Genomic DNA, 22,017 nt, shown 5'->3' on the forward strand with positions numbered 1-22,017 from the left:
GAACAGCGTAGGAGCCGGCTTTGCCGGCGAACACCAGCGCAGCCGGTGCCATCCTTCGCGTCGCCTGCTTCGCCAGCAAGGCTGGCCCCTACGGGGCCGGGGCAGATCGCGCACTCGCGCACAAAAAAGCCAGCCCGAAGGGCTGGCTTTGGCAACACCGAGAGCGATCAGCCGCGCGGCTTCTCGCGCCCCCGGCCACGCCCCGCCGGCTTATCGCCGTCTGGACGCGCCGGGCGCTTGCGCATCTCGCTCGGCCGCTCAGCCACCGCGCTACCGCGGCTACCCTTGCGTGGCGCGGCGTCTTCACGCGGCGCACGGGCCGGACGCTCGCCCTGGCCTTCGGCAGCCGGGCGCAAGCTGCGCACACGCTCGCCACGGCCCAGCGGACGGGTCGACTTGCGCTGCAGGCGCTCGAGCTTGTCCTTGGCCTTGAGCTTCATCTCTGGCAGCGCCACCGGCTGCAGGCCGACTTCGGCGGCCAGGATATCGATCTCGCCCTGGCTCATTTCGCGCCAGCGGCCCATCGGCAGGTCGGAGTTGAGGAACACCGGGCCAAAACGCACGCGCTTCAGGCGGCTGACCACCACGCCCTGGGACTCCCACAGGCGCCGCACTTCACGGTTGCGGCCTTCCATCACCACGCAGTGGTACCAGTGGTTGAAACCTTCACCGCCCGGCGCCTTCTGGATGTCGGTGAACTTGGCTGGGCCGTCCTCGAGCATCACCCCAGCCTTGAGGCGATCGACCATGTCGTCATCGACCTCGCCACGCACACGCACCGCGTATTCACGGTCCATCTCGTATGACGGGTGCATCAGGCGGTTGGCCAGTTCGCCATCGGTGGTGAACAACAGCAGGCCGGTGGTGTTGATGTCCAGGCGACCGATGTTGATCCAGCGCCCCTCTTTCGGGCGCGGCAGGCGGTCGAACACGGTCGGGCGGCCTTCCGGGTCGTCGCGGGTGCAGATTTCACCGTCGGGCTTGTTGTACATGATCACCCGACGGGTCGCCTCGGCGGACTCGACGCGCTTGATCAGCTTGCCATCGACGGTAATGGCGTCGTGCAGGTCGACGCGCAGGCCGAGGGTGGCCTCGACGCCGTTGACCTTGATACGACCCTGGCTGATCCAGGCCTCGACGTCACGGCGCGAACCGACGCCAATGCGCGCCAGCACCTTCTGCAGCTTTTCGCCGGATGGCGGGGTGGGTTGTTGGTCTTGCAGATCTTGGTCACTCATCTGGGCACCTCCCGGTGTAGTAGTGAAAGCGGGCGCGCATCATACGCGGTTCGGCAGACTAACGCATCTGGAGGGTAGAAGGTTTTTCGCCAAAGGCCCGCAGATTCCGCCCAAAGGTGGCGATCGCATCCCCTAGACTTTCGGCTCGGTCTCAGGCGCCTGCGCCTCATCGCGCAAATCATCGAAATCGGTCTTGAGCCCGTCTTCCATCGCATCCAGTTCCACCAGCAGCGAGCGGAAGCTGGTCTCGTCCTTGGGCGCCTGTTCCGCGCCCTCCTCGCCCAGGCTGGCATCGGCCAACGCCTGCAAATGCGCCGGTACCGGCGCCTCGTCCGGGTCAAGCACGGGCTCCAGTTCCATCTCGCGCAGTTCGGCCAAGGCCGGCAGCTCGTCGAGGCTCTTGAGGTTGAAGTGATCGAGAAACGCCTTGGTGGTGGCGAACATAGCCGGGCGCCCCGGTACCTCGCGGTAGCCGACGATGCGGATCCACTCGCGCTCCATGAGCGTCTTGATGATGTTGCTGTTGACCGCCACGCCACGCACGTCCTCGATCTCGCCACGGGTGATCGGCTGGCGGTAGGCGATCAGCGCCATGGTTTCCAGCAGCGCGCGGGAATAGCGCTGCGGACGCTCCTCCCAGAGGCGGCCGACCCAGGGTGCGTAGTCCTCGCGGATCTGCAGGCGATAGCCGGTCGCTACTTCCTTGAGCTCGAAGGCGCGGCCGTTGCAGGACTTGCCCAGCACCTCCAGGGCCTTCTTGAAAACAGCGGGGGCCGGGCGCTCGGCCTCCTCGAACAGCTCATACAGGCGTTCGAGGGATTGCGGCTTGCCAGAGGCAAGCAGGAAGGCCTCGATCAGCGACGCCAGTTCACGGGGTTCGTTCAGATTCATCGGTAGTTGTCAGGTCATTCTGCCCGGGCACGGACGTGAATCGGGGCGAAGGGCTCATTCTGCACCAGTTCGATCAAGGATTCCTTCACCAGCTCGAGAATCGCCATGAAGGTCACCACCACACCGAGCTTGCCCTCCTCGCGGGTGAACAGCTCGACGAAGGGCACGAAGGCGCCCCCTTTGAGGCGTTCGAGCACTTCGCTCATACGTTCGCGGGTCGACAGCACCTCGCGGGTGATCTGGTGGCTCTCGAACAGGTCGTTGCGGCGCATGACCTCGGCCATGGACAGCAGGATCTCTTCCAGCGCCACCTCGGGCAACAACTTGCGCACCCTGGCCTGCGGAGCCTCCAGGCGCGGCACGACGATTTCGCGTCCGACCCTGGGCAACTCATCGATACCTTCGGCGGCGGCCTTGAACCGCTCGTACTCCTGCAGCCGGCGAATCAGTTCGGCGCGCGGGTCGCCCTCCTCCTCCTCGACCTCGCCGGAACGCGGCAGCAGCATGCGCGACTTGATCTCGGCAAGCATGGCGGCCATCACCAGGTACTCGGCCGCCAGCTCCAGGCGCACGCTCTTCATCAGCTCGACATAGCTCATGTACTGGCGAGTGATCTCGGCCACGGGGATGTCGAGAATGTCCACGTTCTGCTTGCGGATCAGGTACAGCAACAGGTCCAGCGGGCCTTCGAAGGCTTCGAGGAAGACTTCCAGGGCATCCGGCGGGATATACAGGTCGACCGGCATCTCGGTCAGGGCTTCGCCGTAGACCAGGGCCAGTTGCAGCTGGAACGGCGTCTGCACCTCTGTGACCGGCGCCTCGGGGGCTTGTACCTGGCTCACGCGTTGACCAGGAATGGCGTCGGATCCCCGCAGCCTTCACGGATAAGCTCGGGCTCGTCACCGGACAGGTCGATGACGGTCGAGGCCTTCAGGTCGCCGAAGCCGCCGTCGATGATCAGATCGACATGGTGCTCCAGGCGCTGGCGGATCTCGTAGGGGTCGGTCATCGGCTCCTCGTCGCCTGGCAGAATGAGGCTGACACTCATCAGCGGTTCGCCCAGCTCCTCGAGCAGGGCCAGGACGATGGGGTTGGACGGCACGCGCAGGCCAATGGTGCGGCGCTTGTCGTGCATCAGCAGGCGCGGCACCTCGCGGGTGGCGTTGAGGATGAAGGTGTACGGGCCCGGAATGTGGGCCTTGAGCAGGCGGAACGTTGCCGTGTCGATCTTGGCGAAGGTGCCCATCTCGGACAGGTCACAGCACAGCAGGGTGAAGTTGTGGTGCTTGTCCAGCTGGCGCAGGCGGCGCACGCGCTCGATGGCAGCCTTGTCACCGATCTGGCAGCCCATGGCATAGGCCGAGTCGGTCGGATAGACCACCACCCCACCTTTGCGGATGATCTCGACAGCCTGTTTGATCAGGCGCGCCTGCGGGTTCTCCGCATGAATCTGGAAAAATTGGCTCACGTAGTCGTCCTGTTCATACCGCCATAGGCTGTTCATGTCGGAATCGGCGCCACAGGGGTGGCAGGTCCTCGGGCAATGGCCGGTAGGCACCGATCTCGCCCCAGGTGCCGGGGCCGTGGAAGTCGCTGCCGGCGCTTGCCAGCAGGCCGAACTCACGGGTGAGGATAGACAGCGTTCCCACCTGCTCGGGCGGCATCATCCCATTGACCACTTCCAGTGCCTGCCCTCCAGCCTGAATATAGTCGGCAATCAGCCGTCTGCGCTTGCTGCGGGTCAGATCGTAGTGCATGGGATGAGCCAGGCTCACCCAGGCGTTGGACTCGCGCAGGGTGGCGACAGTTTCCTCAAGGGTCGGCCAGTGCAGCTTGACGTCGCCCAGCTTGCCGGCGCCCAACCACTTGCGAAACGCCTCGCCGCGGTCCTTGACGAAGCCGGCGCGCACCAGGAACTCGGCAAAATGCGGTCGCGCCGGGGCATTGCCGCTGTCGCCCAGTTCCTGCTGCACCCCCCGCGCGCCTTGCAGCGCGCCCGGCATGCCCTTGGCCGCCAGCTTGCGGTCGATCTCCTCGGCGCGCAGCCAGCGGCCACGGTGCAGGCCGTCGATCGCCTCGAGCAATGGCGCGGCATCGAGGGGGAAGTCATAACCCAGCACATGAATGGTGGCGCCGCCCCAGGTGCAGGACAGCTCCACGCCGCTGACCCAGGCCATGCCCCGTTCGGCGCAGGCCTGGCGCGCCTCGGGCAGACCGTCGATGGTGTCGTGGTCGGTGAGCGACAGCGTGCGCACCCCGTGCTCATGGGCCCGGGCGACCAGCGCCGTGGGCGACAAGGCGCCGTCGGAGGCCGTGCTGTGGCAGTGCAGATCAACATTCATGGAGGAGCGCTTTCGCTGGAATCGATGTTTGTTATTATGCCGTCACATCCCGCTTCTGGCTGCCACTGTGAAACAATTCATCGATTTCATCCCGCTGCTGCTGTTCTTCATCGTCTACAAGCTTGACCCGCGCCCGGTCGAATTCGCCGGCCACGGCTTCGAGTTCGGCGGTATCTACAGCGCCACGGCGATGCTCATCGTCAGTTCCCTGGTGGTCTATGGCGCGCTGTTCCTGCGCCACGGCAAGCTGGAAAAAGGCCAGTTGCTGACCCTGGTGGCCTGCCTGGTGTTCGGCGGCCTGACCCTGGCCTTCCATAGCGAGACCTTCCTCAAGTGGAAAGCGCCGGTGGTCAACTGGTTGTTCGCCCTGGCCTTCGCCGGTAGCCACTTCATCGGCGACCGGGTGCTGATCAAGCGCATCATGGGCCACGCCCTGAGCCTGCCGGAGGCCATCTGGACGCGCCTGAACCTGGCCTGGATCGGTTTCTTCCTGGTGTGCGGCGCGGCCAACCTGTTCGTCGCCTTCACCTTCCAGGACATCTGGGTCGACTTCAAGGTGTTCGGCAGCCTGGGCATGACCGTGATCTTCCTGGTGGCTCAGGGCGTCTACCTTTCGCGCCACCTGCACGACGCCGACCCCTCCACCTCCAAACCCAAGGACTGACATGCTCTACGCCATCATCGCCAGCGACGTGGAAAACTCCCTGGACAAACGCCTGGCCGCCCGCCCGGCACACATCGAGCGCCTGCAGCAGCTCAAGGCCGAAGGCCGCGTGGCACTGGCCGGGCCGCACCCGGCCATCGACAGCAACGACCCTGGCGCAGCCGGTTTCAGCGGCAGCCTGATCGTCGCCGAGTTCGACTCGCTGGCCGCCGCCCAGGCCTGGGCCGATGCCGATCCCTACATCGCCGCGGGCGTTTACGACCAGGTCGTGGTCAAGCCGTTCAAGCAAGTCCTGCCATAACCGGCTTTTGAGGGGCGCGCCCGCTCCCACGAGGCCGCCCCAGCTACCCCCCGCGCGGCACCATTCACAAATTCCGACAACCGGCCGACAACCTCCTGAATCGATTCGAATCAGGAGTTCCAATGCGTCAAGGTCCGATGTCCCTGTTGCTTTGCCTGTTGCTGCTGTCCCCTTTCGCCGCGGCCGAGCAGCCGTTGTCGCTGGAAGCCGGGGCGCGGATCACCGAGCTGCAACAGCGCCTGGAAGAAAGCGAGAAGCAGCGCGACGCGCTGAACCTGCAATTGCAGCGCCAGGACAGCGAGCGCGAAAGCGCCCAGCTCACCCGCCTGCGCCAGGACAACCAGCGCCTGAAGCTGGCGCTCAAGGAGCTGCAAGCTGGCGCCAGCGCCCCCCAACACCTGCTGACCGACCAGCAGCAGTGGTTCCTGATCGGCTCGGTCGTTGCACTGTTGTCGGCCGTCTGCGGTATCTTAGCCAGCGGCGGACACAGAAGACGCCGTCAATGGTTGAATTGAGTGAGACATGAGCGAGCTGTTACTGATTGATGATGACCAGGAACTGTGCGAGCTGCTCGGCAGCTGGCTGACCCAGGAAGGGTTCGCGGTACGCGCCTGCCATGACGGCCAGAGCGCGCGCCAGGCCTTGGCTGCCCATGCGCCGGCGGCGGTGGTTCTGGACGTCATGCTGCCGGACGGCAGCGGCCTGGAACTGCTCAAACAGCTGCGCAGCGAACACACCGACCTGCCGGTGCTGATGCTCTCGGCCCGCGGCGAGCCACTGGACCGCATCCTCGGCCTGGAACTGGGTGCCGACGACTACCTGGCCAAGCCCTGCGACCCGCGCGAGCTCACCGCCCGCCTGCGCGCAGTACTGCGCCGCAGCCACCCCAGCGCGCCCAGCAGCCAGGTCGAGGTCGGCGACCTGGTCTTCAGCCCGGTGCGCGGGGTGGTCAGCATCGACCAACGCGAGATGACCCTCACCCTCTCCGAAAGCCGTATCCTCGAGGCACTGCTGCGCCAACCCGGCGAGCCGCTGGACAAGCAGGAACTGGCGCAGATCGGCCTGGGCCGCAAGCTCACGCTCTATGACCGCAGCCTGGACATGCACGTCAGCAACCTGCGCAAGAAGATCGGGCCGCACCCGGATGGCCGCCCGCGCATCGTCGCCCTGCGCAGCCGCGGCTATTACTACAGTCTCTGACAGCGACCAGAACCCTGTAGGAGCGGCCTTGCGTCGCGAAAGGGCCGCAAAGCGGCCCCGGCGATCTTTGCAAAAACGCTGATATCCCGGGGCTGCTGCGCAGCCCTTTCGCGACACAAGGTCGCTCCTACAGAATCCGCACCGCGACGCCTTTCATCTTTACCCAGCCTTTACCCTCGCCTGACCGCCCTTGACCTTGATCTCCCTAGACTGGGCTCATCCGGTAACCACCGGCCCCTCAAAGGAGAGACACCATGCGCAAGACCCTTATCGCCCTGATGTTCGCCGCCGCCCTGCCAACCGTGGCCATGGCCATGCCCGAAGGCGGTCCGCGCCATGACGGCCCGCATCACCGCGGTGACGCGCCTTTCGCCCAGCTGGACCTGAGCCGCGAGCAACGCCAGCAGATCGGCAAGCTGATGGGCGAGCAGATGCAACAGCGCCGCGAGATCACCGCGCGCTACATCGACAAGCTGCCCGCTGCCGAGCAAAAGGCCCTGAAGGACGAACTCAAGGCCAGCCACGACAAGACCGACAGCCAGGTGCGCGCGCTGCTCAAGCCCGAGCAGCAGAAGAAGTTCGACGACCTGCAGAAGGAACGCGCCGCACGCAAGGCCGAGTGGCAGGAGTTCAAGGCCTGGAAAGCTGAAAAAGCCGCCAAGGCCCAGTAAGCTGTCAACCCGACGCCCGGCTCGCTCTCCAGCGGGCCGGGCTTTCGCCATTCCTCGGAGGTGCTCGTCTTGCGTTCACTGTTCTGGCGCATCCTGGCCAGTTTCTGGCTGGCCATAGCCCTGGTCGCCGGCCTGTCGATCCTGCTCGGGCACATGCTCAACCAGGACACCTGGATCCTCAGCCGCCATCCCGGGCTGAACGGCCTGGCCAGCCACTGGGCGCAGCATTACGAACAGGAAGGTGTCGAGGCGGCCCAGCGCTTCCTCGAACGACGCAAGCACCACTACAAGATCGACGTGCAGGTGCTCGACGACAGCGGCGAGGCTGTGGTCCCCGGCACCTTCCCGCGCCGCGCCGCCGCCTTCGAGGCGCGCCAGCACAATGACGAACGACGCCTGCCCTGGCGCCGCCTGACCGAGGAATACACCAGCCCCGGCAGCGGCGAGACCTACCTGCTGATCTACCGCATCCCTCACCCGGAGCTGGCGGCCTGGCACCGCGAGAGCCTGATCTGGCCGCTCAGTGCCCTGGGCATAGCCCTGGTGGTGCTGACCCTGTTCAGCCTGCTGGTGACCCTGTCCATCACCCGCCCGCTGAGCCGCCTGCGCGGCGCCGTGCATGACCTGGGGCAGACCAGCTACCAGCAGAACAGCCTGGCGCGCCTGGCGGTGCGCCGCGACGAATTCGGCGTGCTGGCCAACGACTTCAACAAGATGGGCGCACGCCTGCAAAGCCTGATCGGCAGCCAGCGCCAGCTGCTGCGCGACGTCTCCCATGAGCTGCGCTCACCGCTGGCGCGGCTGCGCATCGCCCTGGCCCTGGCCGAACGCGCCGAAGCCGAACAGCGCCAGGCGTTGTGGCCGCGCCTGACCCGCGAATGCGATCGTCTGGAGGACCTGATCAGCGAAATCCTCGTGCTGGCCCGGGTCGATGCCGAACAGGCGCATGCCGAGCCGGTGGATCTCAATGCCTTGCTGGGCGGCGTGCGCAAGGACGCCCAGCTGTCAGCGCCAGACCAGGAGGTACGCCTGGAAATGCAGCCGGGCCTGACCCTGCATGGCTGGCCAACGCTGATCGAACGGGCGGTGGACAACCTGCTGCGCAATGCCCTGCGCTTCAACCCGATCGGCCAGCCGATCGAGGTGCATGCCCGGCGCGAGCAAGATCGCATCGTGCTGAGCGTGCGCGATCATGGGCCGGGAGTGGCGGCAGAGCACTTGGCGCAGCTGGGCGAACCGTTCTTCCGGGCGCCGGGGCAGGAGGCGCCGGGCCATGGGCTGGGGTTGGCAATCGCGCGCAAGGCGGCGGAGCGCCATGGTGGGGCGCTGGTATTGACCAACCACCCGCAGGGCGGCTTCATTGCGACGCTGGATTTTCCCTGCGAGCGTGCTACTGGCTGACCAATCCTGGGACTGCTTTGCAGCCCTTTCGCGGCACAAGGCCGCTCCTACAGGAATGCGAACACTTGTAGGAGCGGCCTTGTGCCGCGAAAGAGCCGCAAAGCGGCCCCAATAGTCACTCGCCCCAGGCGCTGACGTACTGCGCGGTTTCCAGCACCGGCGCCGTGCGCGGCTCGCCCAACGGCGTACCGACATACAGGTAGCCGATTACCTCTTCGTTCGCCTCCAGGCCCAAGCCCTTGTGCACATGGGCATCGAAGGCCATGTCGCCAGTGCGCCATACCGCGCCGATACCCTGGGCATGGGCGGCGATCAGGATGCCATGGGCGGCGCAGCCCGCGGCCAGTCTCTGCTCGATCTTCGGCACCTTGAAGTGATCCTGCAGCCGGGCGATCACCACGATCAGCAACGGCGCGCGCAAGGGCATGGCGCGGGCCTTGTCCAGGGCGGCCTGGGTTGCATCGCCCTTGGCCTGCACGGCTTCGGCGAACAGCTCGCCGAGCTTTTCCCGGCCCTGCCCTTCGATGGTCAGGAAACGCCAGGGGCGCAACTGGCCATGGTCAGGCGCACGCAATGCGGCCTGGAACAGCGCCTCGCGCTGGGCGGCATTGGGCGCCGGGTCAGTCAGGCGTGGCACGGAAACACGGTTGAGCAATGCGTCGAGAGCCTCCATGGGCTACCCTCCTGGCAGATTGAAAGTGCGGCCATTCTCAAGCTGCCAGCATCAAGCTGCAAGCCACAAGAAAAACAGCCTTCGCAAGCCTCATTCACGCCAGACGCTTGCAGCTTGCAACTTGCGGCTTAAAATGGCGCCCTTTCCGTAGCGAGTCAGAGCAGATCACATGGCGTTGCCGACCTTAAGGATCATTGGTTTCATCATCGGCATCTTCCTGATCACCCTGGCAGTGAGCATGGTGGTGCCCATGGCGACCCTGGTGGTCTTCGAGCGCACCGGCGACATGCCGTCGTTCCTCTGGGCCAGCCTGATCACCTTCATCGCCGGCCTCGGCCTGGTCATCCCCGGCCGCCCGGACCACGTGCACCTGCGCCCCCGCGACATGTACCTGCTGACCGTCAGCAGCTGGCTGGTGGTGTGCGTGTTCGCCGCCCTGCCCTTCCTGCTGACCCAGCACATCAGCTACACCGACGCCTTCTTCGAGAGCATGTCCGGCATCACCGCCACCGGCGCCACCGTGCTCAGCGGCCTGGACAACATGTCGCCGGGCATCCTGATGTGGCGCTCGATGCTGCACTGGCTGGGCGGCATCGGCTTCATCGGCATGGCGGTGGCGATCCTGCCGCTGCTGCGTATCGGTGGCATGCGCCTGTTCCAGACCGAGTCCTCCGACCGCTCCGAAAAAGTCATGCCGCGCTCGCACATGGTCGCCAAGTCGATCGTCGCGGTGTACGTCGGCATCACCGTGTTCGGCAGCCTGGCCTTCTGGTGGGCGGGCATGAGCCCGTTCGACGCGATCAACCATGCCATGTCGGCGATTTCCACCGGCGGCTTCTCCACCTCCGACCAGTCGCTGGCCAAGTGGGACATCCCCGCGGTGCACTGGGTCGCGGTGGTGGTGATGATCATGGGCAGCGTGCCATTCACCCTCTACGTGGCGACCCTGCGTGGCCACCGCAGGGCGCTGATCAAGGACCAGCAGGTCCAGGGCCTGCTCGCCATGCTGGTGGCCACCTGGCTGGTACTCGGCACCTGGTACTGGGCGACGACCGACCTGCACTGGCTCGACGCCCTGCGCCACGTGGCCCTGAACGTCACCTCGGTGGTCACCACCACCGGCTTCGCCCTGGGCGACTACAGCCTGTGGGGCAATTTCTCGCTGATGCTGTTCTTCTACCTGGGCTTCGTCGGCGGCTGCTCCGGCTCGACGGCCGGCGGCATCAAGATCTTCCGCTTCCAGGTCGCCTACATCCTGCTCAAGGCCAACCTCAACCAGCTGATCCACCCGCGCGCGGTGATCAAGCAGAAGTACAACGGCCACCGCCTCGACGAAGAGATCGTGCGTTCGATCCTGACGTTCTCGTTCTTCTTCGCCATCACCATCTGCATCATCGCCCTGCTGCTGTCGCTGCTGGGCGTGGACTGGATGACCGCGCTCACCGGTGCCGCCGGTACTGTCTCGGGCGTCGGCCCGGGGCTGGGCGAAGTGATCGGCCCGGCCGGCAACTACGCGACGCTGCCGGATGCCGCCAAATGGATCCTTGCCGGCGGCATGCTGCTGGGCCGCCTGGAGATCATCACGGTGCTGGTGTTGTGCATGCCGGCGTTCTGGCGTCACTGACCGACAGCCGCGTGCGGTACTCGCTCGGCGTGCTGTCGAACCAGCGGCGGAACGCCCGGTAGAAGTTGCTCGGGTCGGCGAAACCCAGCAAGTAGGCGGTTTCCAGCAACGTGGTGCCAGGCTGCGCCAGGTACTGCTCGGCCAGTTCGCGGCGGGTGTCGTCGAGCAAGGTCTGGAAGCTGGTGCCCTCGTCCTGCAGGCGCCGCTGCAAGGTGCGCTGCGAAAGGTGCAGGGCCTGGGCCACGGTTTCACGCTTGGGCTCGCCCTGGGGCAGGATGCGGCACAGCACCTGGCGCACGCGGTGGGTTACCCGGCTTTCCGAGAAACGCGCCAGGTACTCACCGGCGAAACGGTCGTGCAGCACTGCCATCGCCTCGTTGGCGGTGGGCAACGGCGCCTCCATGTCGGCACGCGCGAACACCAGCGCGTCATGGGGCGCGCCAAATTGCAGCGGCGCGTGGAAAGCCACCTTGTACGGCTCGACATTTTTCGGCAGGGCGCCCTGGATCAGCACGCGCCGCGGCTGGATCGGCCGCCCGCTGAGCCAGGTGCACAGCGCCAGGGCGCAAGCCAGCGAAGCCTCGCCGCTGTGTCGGGTGGGCGGCAGGTGATCGCCATGCACGGTCAACACCAAAGCATAGCCGTCGGGTTCCAGGCGAAAGCTCAGGTCCGAACTTTCGGCGATGATCCGCTGGTAGCGCACCAGCCGTTCGAAGCCTTCGGCCAGGGTCCGACTGGACATCAGCGCGTAGCCCACCACATGGAAAGACGCCGGGCGCACCACCCGCGCCATGTTCAGGCCGATGGCCTGGTTGCCGGACAGTTCCACCGCCAGTTGCCACAGGCGGGTCATCGAATCCTGGGTAAAGCGCGCGTCCGGATCGTCCAGGGCAGCGAAATCCAGGCCCAGCTGCCTGAACATCGCCGGGCAGTCGAGCCCCTCGAGCTCAAGTGCCTTGACGATGCCTGATGCCCAGCTGGCTGACGTGGTTCTCTCACTCATGGCGGGCTTCTTGTGTTGATCGCTACGGCGGTGAAGCGAAAGGATACTCAATTGGCGCCCAGGGTCACTGGCCATCCCCCCAACTGACTCTAGACTCGATTCAGGCTCCACGCCGTGTATCCTGTAGCCAGACCCGCAGATCCGGAAAGCACCGCCATGACCAGCACCACGCAGTTCCGCAGTTTTGCCGAGTTCTACCCCTATTACCTGGGCGAGCACAGCAACCCCACCTGCCGTCGCCTGCACTTCGTCGGCACCGCCCTGGTGATCGCCCTGCTCGCCTACACCCTGGGCAGCGGCAAATGGCTGTTGCTGCTGGCCGTGCCACTAGCCGGCTACGGCTTCGCCTGGGTCGGGCACTTCTTTTTCGAGAAAAACCGCCCCGCCACCTTCAGCCACCCGTGGTACAGCCTGGTCGGCGATTTCGCCATGTTCCGCGACATCCTGCTGGGACGCATCGCCCTCTGATTGCAGGCTTGGCGCCAGCAACCGACTTGCTGAATGCTCTCGAGCCACCGCGTCGCCTGGTTCGCCAGCAAGCTGGCTCCTACGGGTATTGCAGGCCGTAACCGTTGTAGGAGCCGGCTTGCCGGCGAACACCGGCGTAGCCGGTGCCATCCTCCGTGCCGCCTGGTTCGCCAGCAAGGCTTGCGCCTACAGGAAGCGCCGCGACTCGTTCAGGCCGTCTCGCCCAGTGCCGCCAAGCGTTGCGCCGTCTCCCGGGCCTGGGCCTCGGCGAAACGGTAAAGCTCGATCTGCCCATCCCAGTGCTCGATCAGCGCCGTGCATGACTCCACCCAGTCGCCACAGTTGAGGTATTCCACCTCGCCGACCTTACGGATCTCGGCATGGTGGATATGCCCGCACACCACGCCCTGGAAGCCACGCCGGGTGCACTCATGGGCGATGGCATCCTCGAAGTCGCTGATGAAGTTCACCGCGCCCTTGACCTTGTGCTTGAGGTACGCCGACAGCGACCAGTAGCCATAGCCATAGCGGGCCCGCCAATGATTGAGCCAGCGGTTGAGCACCAGGGTGAATTCGTAGGCACGATCGCCCAGGAACGCCAGCCAGCGGTGGTAGCGGGTAATAACATCGAACTGGTCGCCGTGGATCACCAGCAGGCGCCGGCCATCGGCCGTCAGGTGCTCGGCCTCGTCCACCAACTGGATGTTGCCGAGCATCAGCTTGGAATAGCGGCGCAGGAATTCGTCGTGGTTGCCGGTGACGTAGATCACCTCGGTTCCGCGCTTGCTCAAGGTCAGCAGGCGGCGGATCACGTTGGTATGGGCTTGCGGCCAATAAATGCCGCTGCGCAGCTTCCAGCCATCGATGATGTCGCCGACCAGGTAGATGCGGTCGGCCTGGTAACCCTTGAGAAAGTGCGCCAGGTGCTCGGCCTGGCAGTCCCGGGTACCCAGATGCACGTCGGAGATCCAGAGGGTGCGCACACGCTGCTTGCGCGAGGATCGGGCGAGTTCGGCATGGGTCATGGGCAGGCTCCGGCGCTGTTTGCTGGAGACTGGCAGGCGCAGGTGACAGGTTGGTGGCAATCCGGTGACGATCTGCGCGCCGGCGCAGGGTGTACACTGCCTGCCTGCACACGAGGACTTGCCATGACCACCGGCCCGCTGCTGTCGCTGCGCCATTACCGCCACGACCTGATCGCCCATAGCCACGACCATTCGCAACTGGTGTTCGGGCTAGGCGGGCGTCTGGATTTCGAGGTGCAGGGCCGTGGCGCGCGGATCGATCGCCAGGACCTGATGGTGGTGCCGGCCGGTGCTCACCATACCTGCGGCAGCCCCGCCGGCAGCCAATGCCTGGTGCTGGACATACCACCCGGGCAGTGGCTCGAGCAGCACCTGGGCGAGCATGTCGACAACAGCCGGCGCTTGCTCGACTGCCCCGGCGCCCTGAGCCTGGACAGCCGCCAGCAGCAGCTGGTCGACTGGCTGGCGAGCAGCCCTGTGGACGACCCGCTGATCGCCCGCCAGGGCGCCGTGCTGTTGCTGGCCAGCCTGCTGCCTCACGCCGGGCCCGCGATAGCGGCCAGCAAGCGCCTGCCCTATGCCGCCTTCGACCGGCATATCGAGCAGCACGCCGCCTATCCATTGCAGGTCGCCGACCTGGCGCGGCTGGCCGGGCTGTCCAGCGCGCGGCTGCATGCGCGGTTCGCCAGCGAGTGCGGCATGACGCCGATGGACTATATCCGCCAGCGGCGGCTGTCGATGGCGCGGCGACTGTTGCGCGACACCCCGCTGCCGGTGGGTGAGGTCGCGGCGCGGGTGGGCTATGGCTCGCAAAGCGCCTTCAGCGCGGCAGTGATGCGAACATTCGGCTGTACGCCGCTGGCGTTGCGCCGCGAGTCTGGCGACAACGGGCGCGAGGCGGGCGACAGAACTGCCTGAGAATCGAACGTACACTGCTGCCTATATCGACTTCATCGCGGGTCAAGCCCGCTCCCACATGCCTTGTGCATGATCTGTGGGAGCGGACTTGCCCGGCGAAGGAGCCAGCACGCAACGCTCACCGCAGCCAAAGGATCACCATGAACCACCGCACCGCCCTCGGCGCCCTGCATATCGGCGCGCTGTTCTTCGGCCTGACCGGCGTCTTCGGCAAACTGGCCGCCAGTGCCAGCCCCTCGATCATCGTCTTCGGCCGCGCCGCGTTCGCCGTGCTGGCCCTGGGCCTGTTCGCCGGCCTGGCGCGCCAGGCCTGGCAACCGCTGCGCGGCCAGGACTTGCGCCGCCTGCTGCTGGGAGGTGTGCTGCTGGCCGGGCACTGGGTGAGCTTCTTCATCGCGGTCAAGGTCGGCGGCGTGGCCATCGCCACCCTCGGTTTCGCCAGCTTCCCAGCCTTTACCGTGATCCTCGAGGGCCTGCTGTTCCGCGAACGCATTCGCCGCAACGAGGCTGTCCTGGTGCTGCTGGTGAGCATCGGCCTGGTGCTGGTCACCCCTGCCTTCGACCTGGCCAGCGAGGCCACCGGCGGGCTGCTCTGGGCGTTGCTCTCGGGCCTGCTGTTCTCGCTGCTGTCGCTGACCAACCGCGCCGGCTCCGGGCGCCTGCCCGCCGTGCAGGCGGCGCTGTGGCAGAACCTGGTGGTGAGCCTGTGCCTGCTGCCGTTCGCCGCGCCGGGCCTGGCAGTCGTGGCGCCCATGGACTGGCTGTGGATCGCCCTGCTCGGCATCTTCTGCACCGGCGTCGCCCACAGCCTGTTCGTCGCCAGCCTGGCGGTGATCAAGGCACGTACCGCCGCAGTGGTGTTCGGCATGGAGCCGGTCTACGGCATCGCCGTGGCCTGGGTGGTGTTCGCCGAACAGCCGACCCTGCGCATGCTCGCTGGTGGTGCCTTGATCATCTTCGCCATCGTCCTGTCCAGCCGCCTGGCCGCCAAGCAACCCACCCGGCGGACCGTGGCCGAAAGCGCCTGATCAGCGATCGTTGTGACCCAGGTCGCGCTGCGGATCGATCTGGTCACGCACCCGCTGCTTGAGCGCCTTGGCCTCGGGGAAGCCGCCGTCGGCTTTGCGCTCCCAGATCTGCACGCCGTCGCAGGTGATGCGGAACACCCCGCCGGTACCAGGTTCCAGGGCGACCTGGCCGAGGTCGTCAGCGAAGGTGCTGAGCAACTCCTGCGCCAGCCAGGCGGCGCGCAACAGCCATTGGCACTGGGTGCAATAAGTGATGACAATTTGCGGCTTGTTATCGGGCATGTCGGGGAACTCCGTGGGAAGGGCCGCTTATACTAGCGGTCTTTACCCTCTGGTTTGAGACTCACGATGCGCCGCTTGCTGTTCTGCTTCCTGTTGCTCACCTCCCTCACGGTGCAGGCCATCGACGCGCCCCGGCCGAAGATCGGCCTGGTGTTGTCCGGCGGCGCCGCCCGTGGCCTGGCGCATATCGGCGTGCTCAAGGCTCTCGAGGAACAGGGCGTGCGCATCGACGCCATCGCCGGCACCAGCATGGGCGCGGTGGTCGGCGGGCTGTATGCCTCTGGCTACAGCATCGCCGAACTGGAGAAGCTGGCCACCACCCTCGACTGGCAACAGGCGCTGTCCGACGCGCCACCGCGCAAGGACGTGCCGTTCCGGCGCAAGCAGGACGACCGCGACTTCCTGGTCAAGCAGAAGCTGAGCTTTCGCGACGACGGCAGCCTCGGCCTGCCCCTGGGGGTGATCCAGGGCCAGAACCTGGCCCTGCTGCTGGAAAGCAAGTTGGCCCACACTGCCGACATCCGCGACTTCGACAAGCTGCCGATCCCGTTCCGCGCCGTGGCCACCGATATCACCAGCGGCGAAAAGGTGGTGTTCCGCCGTGGCCACCTGCCCCAGGTGATCCGCGCCAGCATGTCGATCCCGGCGGTGTTCGCCCCGGTGGAGCTGGACGGCCGCCTGCTGGTGGACGGTGGCATGACCGACAACATCCCAGTGGATGTGGTGCGCGAGATGGGCGTCGACCTGGCCATCGTCGTCGACATCGGCACGCCGCTGCGCAACCGCAAGCAGCTGGCCACGGTGGTGGATGTGCTCAACCAGTCGATCACCCTGATGACCCGGCGCAACTCCGAGGAGCAACTGGCCAGCCTGCGCCGCGAGGACATCCTGGTACAGCCGCCACTGGCAGCCTTCGGCGTCACCGACTTCGGCCGCGCCCAGGACATGATCGACGCCGGCTACCGCGCCACCCGCGGTCTCGACCCACGCCTGGCGGCGCTGCGTCAGCCCGAAGGCGACGCCAACCTGGCCGTGGCCCGCTCGCCGCGCCAGCGCACGCCGATTATCACCGCGATCAAGGTGGAGAACGACTCCAAGGTCAGCGACGACGTGATCCGCTACTACATCCGCCAACCCATCGGCGAACCGCTGGACCTCGGCCGCCTGCAGACCGACATGGGCACCCTGTACGGCCTCGACTACTTCGACCAGGTGCAGTACCGGGTGGTGCACAAGGGCGAGGACAACACCCTGGTGATCAATGCCCGCGGCCGGCGCGGCGGCACCGACTACCTGCGCCTGGGCCTGAACCTGTCCGACGACCTGCGCGGCGACAGCGCCTTCAACCTTGGTGCCAGCTACCGAGTCAACGGCATCAACCGTCTTGGCGCCGAATGGTTGACCCGCGCGCAGATCGGCGACCAGCAGGAGCTGTACAGCGAGTTCTACCAGCCGCTGGACGTCGGTTCGCGCTACTTCATCGCTCCTTACCTGGACCTGGGCTCGCAGAACGTCGAGGCCACCCTCGACAACGACCCGGTGGCCGAGTATCGCCTCGAGCGCTATGGCTTCGGCCTCAATGTCGGTCGGCAGATCGGCACTTACGGCGAAGTGCGCCTGGGCGTGGGCAAGGCCTGGGGGAATGCCGAGGTGCGCATCGGCGACCAGGACCTGCCCAAGGTCAGCTTCAACGAGGGTTTCTACGAACTCAAGTACTCGTTCGACACCTTCGACAACGTGTACTTCCCGCACAGCGGCGAGGATATCGGCCTGACCGTGCGCAAGTACGACAAGTCGCTGGATTCGGACCAGGACTACCGGCAATGGCTGGTCAACCTGGACAAGGCCATCAGCAGCGGACCGAACACCCTGGTGCTGGGCGGGCGCTACGGAAGAACCCTGGATGACGCCGAGGTGGTGACCTCAAGCTTCGTGTTCGGTGGCGCGCGGCAGCTGTCGGGCTTTCGCCAGGACTCGGTCTCCGGGCAGAACATGAGCCTGCTACGGATGGTCTACTACCGCCGCCTGACCCCGCGGGCGTACCTGCCGCTGGACTTCCCGCTGTACCTGGGCGGTTCGCTGGAGCGCGGCCGGGCATGGAACAACGACAATGAGTTCGACAGTGGCTACATCAACGCGGCGAGCATCTTCCTGGGGCTGGAAACGCCGCTGGGGCCGCTGAACCTGAGCTATGGGACCAACGATGCCCATGAGAAGGCGGTGTACCTGAACCTGGGGCATACCTTCTAGCGGCAAGCGGCAAGCTTCAAGCCCCAAGAAAAAGCGGATCGCGTAGGTACACAGATCCGCTTTCTCTTGAAGCTTGAAGCTTGAAGCTGCTGTCAGGACTTCTCGAGATTATCGAGAATCTTCGCATGCACGCGCATGCACACTTCCATGTCGGCCTCGTCTATGCCGGTGAACAGCTCGAGGCGCAGGGCGTTGGCGATGGTCTCGATCTGGTCGATCAGCGGCTTGGCCGGCGGGCACAGCAGGATCTTCTTGGCCCGGCGGTCTTCCATCACCGCCTGGCGGCGCACCAGGCCCTGGCTTTCCAGGCTATCGAGCAGGCGGGCCAGGGTCGGGCCCTCGACGCCCACGCTCTGGGCCAGCTCACGCTGGGTCGGCGCCTCGTCGAAACGCGCCAGGTGCAGCAGCACCAGCCAACGCGCCTGCGATAGGTTGAGCCCGGCCAGGCGGCGGTCCAGTTCGGCACGCCAACCCCGGGACATCTGGGCCAGCTGCATGCCGAAGCGGTGTTGGTTGTCGGTAAGTGGCATAAAAAACTCAATAACCAGAACTAATTATTAGTCAGCTAATCATGCCCCGATCGATCCGGCAAGGCTCAGCGCCGAGGAAATCGCTGATAGTTGTGTAAGGGCATGACAAAGATCAGCAAATGGCGCAAATGCCCGCGATCACAGCTCGAACTCCGCCGCCAGCGCCGCTCGTATGCAATGCAGCACACCCTCGGGCACCCGTGCGCCGAACAGCGGCGCCACCACCGACACCGGTGGCAACTCGCCCTCGCCGTCGAGGAAGGCGTCCTGCACCTCCATCATCAGGTCTTCAGGCAAATCCAGCGCCTGCTCCAGGCTCAGTTCCTGGCGGCCAATGGCCTCGGCCAGCAAGCTGTAGACGTTCTTCTCGCTGCAGTCGAGCTGGCCGGCGATCTGCGCCGGGGTCATGCCGGCACGGGCCAGGCTGACCAGTTCGTGACGCAGGTCGAGTACCACCTTCGGCGCCTCCTCGGTGCCGCCAGCACCGTTGAGCACTTCGAGGAAAGCCTGGCCGTAGCGCTCCAGCTTGCGCGCGCCAACACCGCTGACCTGGGCCATGTCGCTGAGGCTGGTGGGCATGCTGCGCAGCATCTCCAGCAGGGTCGAGTCGGGGAAGATGACATAAGGCGGCACGCTGTGCTCCTCGGCCAGCTTGCGTCGCAGGGTGCGTAGCGCCTCCCACAGCTCGCGCTCCTCGGCGCGCACCAGTTGGCTGGCCGGGCTGCCGCCACTGCCGCCGGAGGTCTTGGCCGTGGTCTGCGGCTTGAGGTCGCGGCGCAGTTGCAGGTTCACCTCGCCGCGCAGCAGCGGCCGGCAGCTATCGGACAGGCGCAGGCCGCCGTAGCCTTCCAGGTCGATGTCCACCAGGCCACGGGCCACCAGCTGGCGGAACAGCGAACGCCATTCAGCCTCGGCCAGGGCCTTGCCGACGCCGAACACCGAGAGCTTCTCGTGACCGAAATTGCGCACTTTTTCGGTGTCCTTGCCCAGCAGCACGTCGACCAGGTGGCCGACGCCATAGCGCTGGCCGGTGCGGAACACCGCCGACAGCGCCTGGCGCGCGGGCTCGGTGGCGTCCCAGGTCTGCACGTTGTCGACACAGTTGTCACAATGCCCGCAGGGTTGCTCCAGCACTTCGTCGAAGTAGGCCAGCAGCGACTGACGGCGGCAGCGGGTTTCCTCGCACAGCGCCAGCATGGCGTCGAGCTTGTGCTGCTCGATGCGCTTGTGGCGCTCGTCGCCCTCGGAGTTCTGCAGCATCTGCTTGAGCATCACCATGTCCTGCAGGCCGTAGGCCATCCAGGCGTCCGACGGCAGGCCGTCGCGGCCAGCCCGGCCGGTCTCCTGGTAATAGGCCTCGAGCGACTTGGGCAGGTCGAGGTGGGCGACGAAGCGCACGTTGGGCTTGTCGATGCCCATGCCGAAGGCGATGGTGGCGACCATGATCAGCCCTTCCTCGTTGAGGAAGCGATGCTGGTTGGCGGCGCGGGTCTCGGCCGCCAGGCCGGCGTGGTAAGGCAACGCCGGGAAGCCCTGGTCGCAAAGGAAGGCCGCGGTCTCGTCGACCTTCTTGCGCGACAGGCAATAGACGATGCCGGCGTTGCCACGGCGCTCGCCGAGGAAGGCCATCAACTGCTTGCGCGGCGCTTCCTTAGGTACGATGCGGTAGAAGATGTTCGGCCGATCGAAGCTCGACAGGAAGCGCTCGGCGCCTTGCAGGTGCAAGCGCTGGACGATCTCCTCGCGGGTGCGCATGTCGGCGGTGGCGGTCAGGGCGATGCGCGGCACATGGGGGAACAGTTCGGCGAGCTGGCCCAGTTGCAGGTATTCCGGGCGGAAATCGTGACCCCATTGCGACACGCAGTGGGCCTCGTCGATGGCGAACAGGGAAATGTCCAGGCCACGCAGGAAGTCCAGCATGCGCGGCTGCACCAGGCGCTCCGGGGCCAGGTACAGCATCTTCACCTCGCCGCGGCGCAGGCGCCCGGCCAGGTCGCGCTGCTGCTCGGCGCTGAGCGTGGAGTTCAGCGCAGCGGCTGCCACGCCCAGCTCGTCGAGGGTGGCGACCTGGTCGTCCATCAGCGCGATCAGCGGCGACACCACCACCGTCAAGCCAGGGCGCAGCAAGCCGGGCACCTGGAAGCACAGGGACTTGCCGCCACCGGTGGGCATCAGTACCAGCGCGTCGCCACCGCCCGCCACACATTCGATGATCGCTGCCTGGCGCCCGCGGAAACTGTCGTAACCGAAGACATCCTTGAGGACGCGCTGAGCCTGTTCGAGCATTTGCCACTCCAAAATCGCCGTACCATCCTGGACTCAGGCTGGACGATAAATCCGCCGCGCACACACCGAATGCGTAAGCGGTTTTTGCCGGATGGCCGCAAAACGCCACCTGGCACGAAAAACCGCGGAGTATACCCGACTGCCGCGTACCCCGGCATGCCCCGGTGACAGACGTTCGCTTTGCCCCGCGAGCGCCGCAAGGTGCTAGAATTCAGCATCGTTTATTCCCCAAGGTAGCCCTGTAATGTCCTTCGCCGAGCAACTGACCCGCCTGCAAGCCTTCCTCGACGCCGATGAGCTGCACGAAGAAGCGCTGGACTACGTCGCCGCCCACGGCTACCTGACCGCGCTGTCGATCTGCTCCGAGGAAGTTCCAGAACGCGAATGGATCGACGCGCTGTTCGCCGAAGAACCCCATTACGCCAGCGATGCCCAGCGCACCGAGATCGAAGCCACCCTGGTCGCGCTCAAGGGCCACATCGCCCGCCAGCTGGCCAGCGACGAGGAATTCGACCTGCCGTGCGAGCTGGACCTGACCGACGAGCCGGACGATTCCGACCTGCGCGGCTGGTGCATCGGCTTCATGGAGGGCGTGTTCCTGCGTGAAGAGGCCTGGTTCGAGAACGCCGAGGAAGAAGTCAGCGAAATGCTCCTGCCGATCATGGTCGGCTCGGGCCTGTTCGACGAACAGCCCGAGTTCGCCGACATTGCCAGCAACGCCAACCTGCAGGACGACATGATCGTGCAGATCCCCGAGGCGCTGAGCGCCCTGTTCCTGCTGCTGCACGCCCCCGAAGAGAAGCCTGCCCTGCTCAAGCCACGCCACCACTGATCGAGGTGGTGCGCTACCTGCTGCTGGCCCTCGGCTGGCTCAGCGTCGCGCTGGGGGTGGCGGGGATCTTCCTGCCGGTATTGCCCACCACCCCGTTCCTGCTGCTGGCGGCGGCCTGCTTCGCCCGCAGCTCGCCACGTTTTTACCACTGGCTGGTGAACCACCCGAAACTCGGGCCGTGGATCCGCGACTACCTAAGCGGTGAGGGGATTCCGCTCAAGGGCAAGGTCTACGCCATCGGCTTGATGTGGGCCAGCATCGGGCTGTCCTGCTACCTGGTACCGTTGTTCTGGGCGCGGGCATTCATGCTGGCCAGCGCGGTGCTGGTCAGCGCCTGGATCCTCAAGCAGAAGACCTTGCACCGGCCACGGTAACGCCATCGCGGGGCAG

24 protein-coding genes are annotated in these 22,017 nt (G+C 65.9%); 13 read left to right on the forward strand and 11 right to left on the reverse strand.

The genetic code is table 11. The features are described from left to right. Window positions 1-167: 167 nt before the first annotated feature. From rluB to ACODS5_RS19830, 5 genes are all read right to left on the reverse strand, one after another. Window positions 168-1,238: a 23S rRNA pseudouridine(2605) synthase RluB gene (rluB, locus tag ACODS5_RS19810; protein ID WP_134690931.1), complete on the reverse strand. Its 1,071-nt coding sequence runs from the start codon at window positions 1,236-1,238 to the stop codon at window positions 168-170. A 132-nt stretch (window positions 1,239-1,370) separates the two neighbouring features. Then, window positions 1,371-2,129, reverse strand: coding sequence for an SMC-Scp complex subunit ScpB (gene scpB / locus ACODS5_RS19815; protein ID WP_489109462.1), 759 nt, complete (start codon window positions 2,127-2,129; stop codon window positions 1,371-1,373). Window positions 2,130-2,143: 14 nt separating this feature from the next. Next, window positions 2,144-2,971, reverse strand: a complete 828-nt coding sequence (locus ACODS5_RS19820) for a segregation and condensation protein A (RefSeq protein ID WP_489109463.1) — start codon at window positions 2,969-2,971, stop codon at window positions 2,144-2,146. Beyond that, the gene (locus tag ACODS5_RS19825; protein ID WP_038707583.1) at window positions 2,968-3,597 is read right to left on the reverse strand and encodes an L-threonylcarbamoyladenylate synthase; all 630 of its coding nucleotides are present in this window, start codon (window positions 3,595-3,597) and stop codon (window positions 2,968-2,970) included. Before ACODS5_RS19825 ends, ACODS5_RS19820 begins: the two co-directional genes overlap by 4 nt. Window positions 3,598-3,610: 13 nt before the next feature. Continuing rightward, window positions 3,611-4,471: a PHP domain-containing protein gene (locus ACODS5_RS19830; protein ID WP_489109464.1), complete on the reverse strand. Its 861-nt coding sequence runs from the start codon at window positions 4,469-4,471 to the stop codon at window positions 3,611-3,613. A 67-nt stretch (window positions 4,472-4,538) separates the two neighbouring features. On the opposite strand from ACODS5_RS19830, the gene ACODS5_RS19835 reads away from it, so the two are divergent. The 6 genes from ACODS5_RS19835 to ACODS5_RS19860 all read left to right on the forward strand — a co-directional run bounded on the left by ACODS5_RS19835 (window position 4,539) and on the right by ACODS5_RS19860 (window position 8,708). Then, window positions 4,539-5,135 carry a septation protein A gene (locus ACODS5_RS19835; RefSeq protein ID WP_489109465.1) on the forward strand — a complete coding sequence of 199 codons (597 nt, stop codon included), beginning with the start codon at window positions 4,539-4,541 and terminating at the stop codon, window positions 5,133-5,135. 1 nt (window position 5,136) lies between these two features. Further along, window positions 5,137-5,436, forward strand: coding sequence for a YciI family protein (locus ACODS5_RS19840; protein ID WP_489109466.1), 300 nt, complete (start codon window positions 5,137-5,139; stop codon window positions 5,434-5,436). Window positions 5,437-5,558: 122 nt separating this feature from the next. After that, window positions 5,559-5,951, forward strand: a complete 393-nt coding sequence (locus ACODS5_RS19845; RefSeq protein ID WP_134690943.1) for an SH3 domain-containing protein — start codon at window positions 5,559-5,561, stop codon at window positions 5,949-5,951. Between the two features lie 7 nt (window positions 5,952-5,958). Then, the gene (locus tag ACODS5_RS19850) at window positions 5,959-6,636 is read left to right on the forward strand and encodes a response regulator transcription factor (protein WP_134690945.1); all 678 of its coding nucleotides are present in this window, start codon (window positions 5,959-5,961) and stop codon (window positions 6,634-6,636) included. A 254-nt stretch (window positions 6,637-6,890) separates the two neighbouring features. Beyond that, window positions 6,891-7,307: a Spy/CpxP family protein refolding chaperone gene (locus ACODS5_RS19855; protein WP_134690946.1), complete on the forward strand. Its 417-nt coding sequence runs from the start codon at window positions 6,891-6,893 to the stop codon at window positions 7,305-7,307. A 69-nt stretch (window positions 7,308-7,376) separates the two neighbouring features. Then, window positions 7,377-8,708 (forward strand): sensor histidine kinase, encoded by a 1,332-nt coding sequence (locus ACODS5_RS19860; RefSeq protein WP_134690948.1) that lies wholly within the window; start codon window positions 7,377-7,379, stop codon window positions 8,706-8,708. A gap of 115 nt (window positions 8,709-8,823) precedes the next feature. On the opposite strand, the gene ACODS5_RS19865 is transcribed toward ACODS5_RS19860, so the two are convergent. Next, the gene (locus ACODS5_RS19865) at window positions 8,824-9,381 is read right to left on the reverse strand and encodes an NAD(P)H nitroreductase (RefSeq protein WP_134690950.1); all 558 of its coding nucleotides are present in this window, start codon (window positions 9,379-9,381) and stop codon (window positions 8,824-8,826) included. A 169-nt stretch (window positions 9,382-9,550) separates the two neighbouring features. Here ACODS5_RS19865 and ACODS5_RS19870 point away from each other — a divergent pair, with 169 nt between their 5' ends. After that, a complete protein-coding gene (locus tag ACODS5_RS19870) occupies window positions 9,551-11,005 on the forward strand; it encodes a TrkH family potassium uptake protein (protein ID WP_134690952.1) in 1,455 nt (484 codons plus the stop codon). Here the strand turns inward: ACODS5_RS19870 and ACODS5_RS19875 are convergent. Next, window positions 10,962-12,008, reverse strand: a complete 1,047-nt coding sequence (locus ACODS5_RS19875) for an AraC family transcriptional regulator (RefSeq protein ID WP_489109467.1) — start codon at window positions 12,006-12,008, stop codon at window positions 10,962-10,964. The genes ACODS5_RS19870 and ACODS5_RS19875 overlap by 44 nt on opposite strands. Window positions 12,009-12,164: 156 nt before the next feature. On the opposite strand from ACODS5_RS19875, the gene ACODS5_RS19880 reads away from it, so the two are divergent. Next, on the forward strand, window positions 12,165-12,476 hold the full coding sequence (locus ACODS5_RS19880) for an Mpo1-like protein (RefSeq protein ID WP_134690956.1): 312 nt from the start codon (window positions 12,165-12,167) through the stop codon (window positions 12,474-12,476). A 209-nt stretch (window positions 12,477-12,685) separates the two neighbouring features. Here the strand turns inward: ACODS5_RS19880 and ACODS5_RS19885 are convergent, their stop codons facing one another. Then, window positions 12,686-13,501: a UDP-2,3-diacylglucosamine diphosphatase gene (locus ACODS5_RS19885; RefSeq protein ID WP_489109468.1), complete on the reverse strand. Its 816-nt coding sequence runs from the start codon at window positions 13,499-13,501 to the stop codon at window positions 12,686-12,688. A gap of 123 nt (window positions 13,502-13,624) precedes the next feature. Between ACODS5_RS19885 and ACODS5_RS19890 the strand changes: the two genes are divergently transcribed. Both ACODS5_RS19890 and ACODS5_RS19895 read left to right on the forward strand, forming a co-directional pair. Further along, entirely contained in the window at window positions 13,625-14,419 is a 795-nt protein-coding gene (locus tag ACODS5_RS19890) for a helix-turn-helix transcriptional regulator (protein WP_134690960.1), read from the forward strand. A 140-nt stretch (window positions 14,420-14,559) separates the two neighbouring features. Next, window positions 14,560-15,447 (forward strand): DMT family transporter, encoded by an 888-nt coding sequence (locus tag ACODS5_RS19895; RefSeq protein WP_489109469.1) that lies wholly within the window; start codon window positions 14,560-14,562, stop codon window positions 15,445-15,447. On the opposite strand, the gene ACODS5_RS19900 is transcribed toward ACODS5_RS19895, so the two are convergent. Beyond that, a complete protein-coding gene (locus ACODS5_RS19900) occupies window positions 15,448-15,729 on the reverse strand; it encodes an Rdx family protein (RefSeq protein WP_134690964.1) in 282 nt (93 codons plus the stop codon). A gap of 66 nt (window positions 15,730-15,795) precedes the next feature. Between ACODS5_RS19900 and ACODS5_RS19905 the strand changes: the two genes are divergently transcribed. Next, entirely contained in the window at window positions 15,796-17,979 is a 2,184-nt protein-coding gene (locus tag ACODS5_RS19905) for a patatin-like phospholipase family protein (protein ID WP_134690966.1), read from the forward strand. A gap of 92 nt (window positions 17,980-18,071) precedes the next feature. Here ACODS5_RS19905 and ACODS5_RS19910 read toward each other — a convergent pair whose 3' ends face one another. Together ACODS5_RS19910 and recQ are read right to left on the reverse strand one after the other, a co-directional pair. Then, on the reverse strand, window positions 18,072-18,509 hold the full coding sequence (locus ACODS5_RS19910; protein ID WP_028691103.1) for a MarR family transcriptional regulator: 438 nt from the start codon (window positions 18,507-18,509) through the stop codon (window positions 18,072-18,074). A 138-nt stretch (window positions 18,510-18,647) separates the two neighbouring features. Next, the gene (gene recQ, locus ACODS5_RS19915; RefSeq protein ID WP_134690970.1) at window positions 18,648-20,795 is read right to left on the reverse strand and encodes a DNA helicase RecQ; all 2,148 of its coding nucleotides are present in this window, start codon (window positions 20,793-20,795) and stop codon (window positions 18,648-18,650) included. 244 nt (window positions 20,796-21,039) lie between these two features. Between recQ and ACODS5_RS19920 the strand changes: the two genes are divergently transcribed. Then, window positions 21,040-21,627: a YecA/YgfB family protein gene (locus tag ACODS5_RS19920; protein WP_134690972.1), complete on the forward strand. Its 588-nt coding sequence runs from the start codon at window positions 21,040-21,042 to the stop codon at window positions 21,625-21,627. An 8-nt stretch (window positions 21,628-21,635) separates the two neighbouring features. Further along, a complete protein-coding gene (locus ACODS5_RS19925; RefSeq protein ID WP_489109470.1) occupies window positions 21,636-22,001 on the forward strand; it encodes a YbaN family protein in 366 nt (121 codons plus the stop codon). Window positions 22,002-22,017: the final 16 nt, after the last annotated feature.

The sequence above is a fragment of the Pseudomonas sp. FG47 genome, assembly GCF_057809115.1.

Bases quoted from the DNA above. Each gene is read 5' to 3' on its own strand.
- ACODS5_RS19870 (WP_134690952.1), top strand. From the start codon at position 9,551: ATGGCGTTGCCGACCTTAAGGATCATTGGTTTCATCATCGGCATCTTC.
- recQ (WP_134690970.1), bottom strand. From the start codon at position 20,795: ATGCTCGAACAGGCTCAGCGCGTCCTCAAGGATGTCTTCGGTTACGAC.
- ACODS5_RS19840 (WP_489109466.1), top strand. From the start codon at position 5,137: ATGCTCTACGCCATCATCGCCAGCGACGTGGAAAACTCCCTGGACAAA.
- scpB (WP_489109462.1), bottom strand. From the start codon at position 2,129: ATGAATCTGAACGAACCCCGTGAACTGGCGTCGCTGATCGAGGCCTTC.
- ACODS5_RS19900 (WP_134690964.1), bottom strand. From the start codon at position 15,729: ATGCCCGATAACAAGCCGCAAATTGTCATCACTTATTGCACCCAGTGC.
- ACODS5_RS19845 (WP_134690943.1), top strand. From the start codon at position 5,559: ATGCGTCAAGGTCCGATGTCCCTGTTGCTTTGCCTGTTGCTGCTGTCC.
- ACODS5_RS19895 (WP_489109469.1), top strand. From the start codon at position 14,560: ATGAACCACCGCACCGCCCTCGGCGCCCTGCATATCGGCGCGCTGTTC.
- ACODS5_RS19885 (WP_489109468.1), bottom strand. From the start codon at position 13,501: ATGACCCATGCCGAACTCGCCCGATCCTCGCGCAAGCAGCGTGTGCGC.
- ACODS5_RS19890 (WP_134690960.1), top strand. From the start codon at position 13,625: ATGACCACCGGCCCGCTGCTGTCGCTGCGCCATTACCGCCACGACCTG.
- ACODS5_RS19910 (WP_028691103.1), bottom strand. From the start codon at position 18,509: ATGCCACTTACCGACAACCAACACCGCTTCGGCATGCAGCTGGCCCAG.
- ACODS5_RS19850 (WP_134690945.1), top strand. From the start codon at position 5,959: ATGAGCGAGCTGTTACTGATTGATGATGACCAGGAACTGTGCGAGCTG.
- ACODS5_RS19880 (WP_134690956.1), top strand. From the start codon at position 12,165: ATGACCAGCACCACGCAGTTCCGCAGTTTTGCCGAGTTCTACCCCTAT.
- ACODS5_RS19830 (WP_489109464.1), bottom strand. From the start codon at position 4,471: ATGAATGTTGATCTGCACTGCCACAGCACGGCCTCCGACGGCGCCTTG.
- rluB (WP_134690931.1), bottom strand. From the start codon at position 1,238: ATGAGTGACCAAGATCTGCAAGACCAACAACCCACCCCGCCATCCGGC.
- ACODS5_RS19855 (WP_134690946.1), top strand. From the start codon at position 6,891: ATGCGCAAGACCCTTATCGCCCTGATGTTCGCCGCCGCCCTGCCAACC.
- ACODS5_RS19875 (WP_489109467.1), bottom strand. From the start codon at position 12,008: ATGAGTGAGAGAACCACGTCAGCCAGCTGGGCATCAGGCATCGTCAAG.
- ACODS5_RS19865 (WP_134690950.1), bottom strand. From the start codon at position 9,381: ATGGAGGCTCTCGACGCATTGCTCAACCGTGTTTCCGTGCCACGCCTG.
- ACODS5_RS19905 (WP_134690966.1), top strand. From the start codon at position 15,796: ATGCGCCGCTTGCTGTTCTGCTTCCTGTTGCTCACCTCCCTCACGGTG.
- ACODS5_RS19920 (WP_134690972.1), top strand. From the start codon at position 21,040: ATGTCCTTCGCCGAGCAACTGACCCGCCTGCAAGCCTTCCTCGACGCC.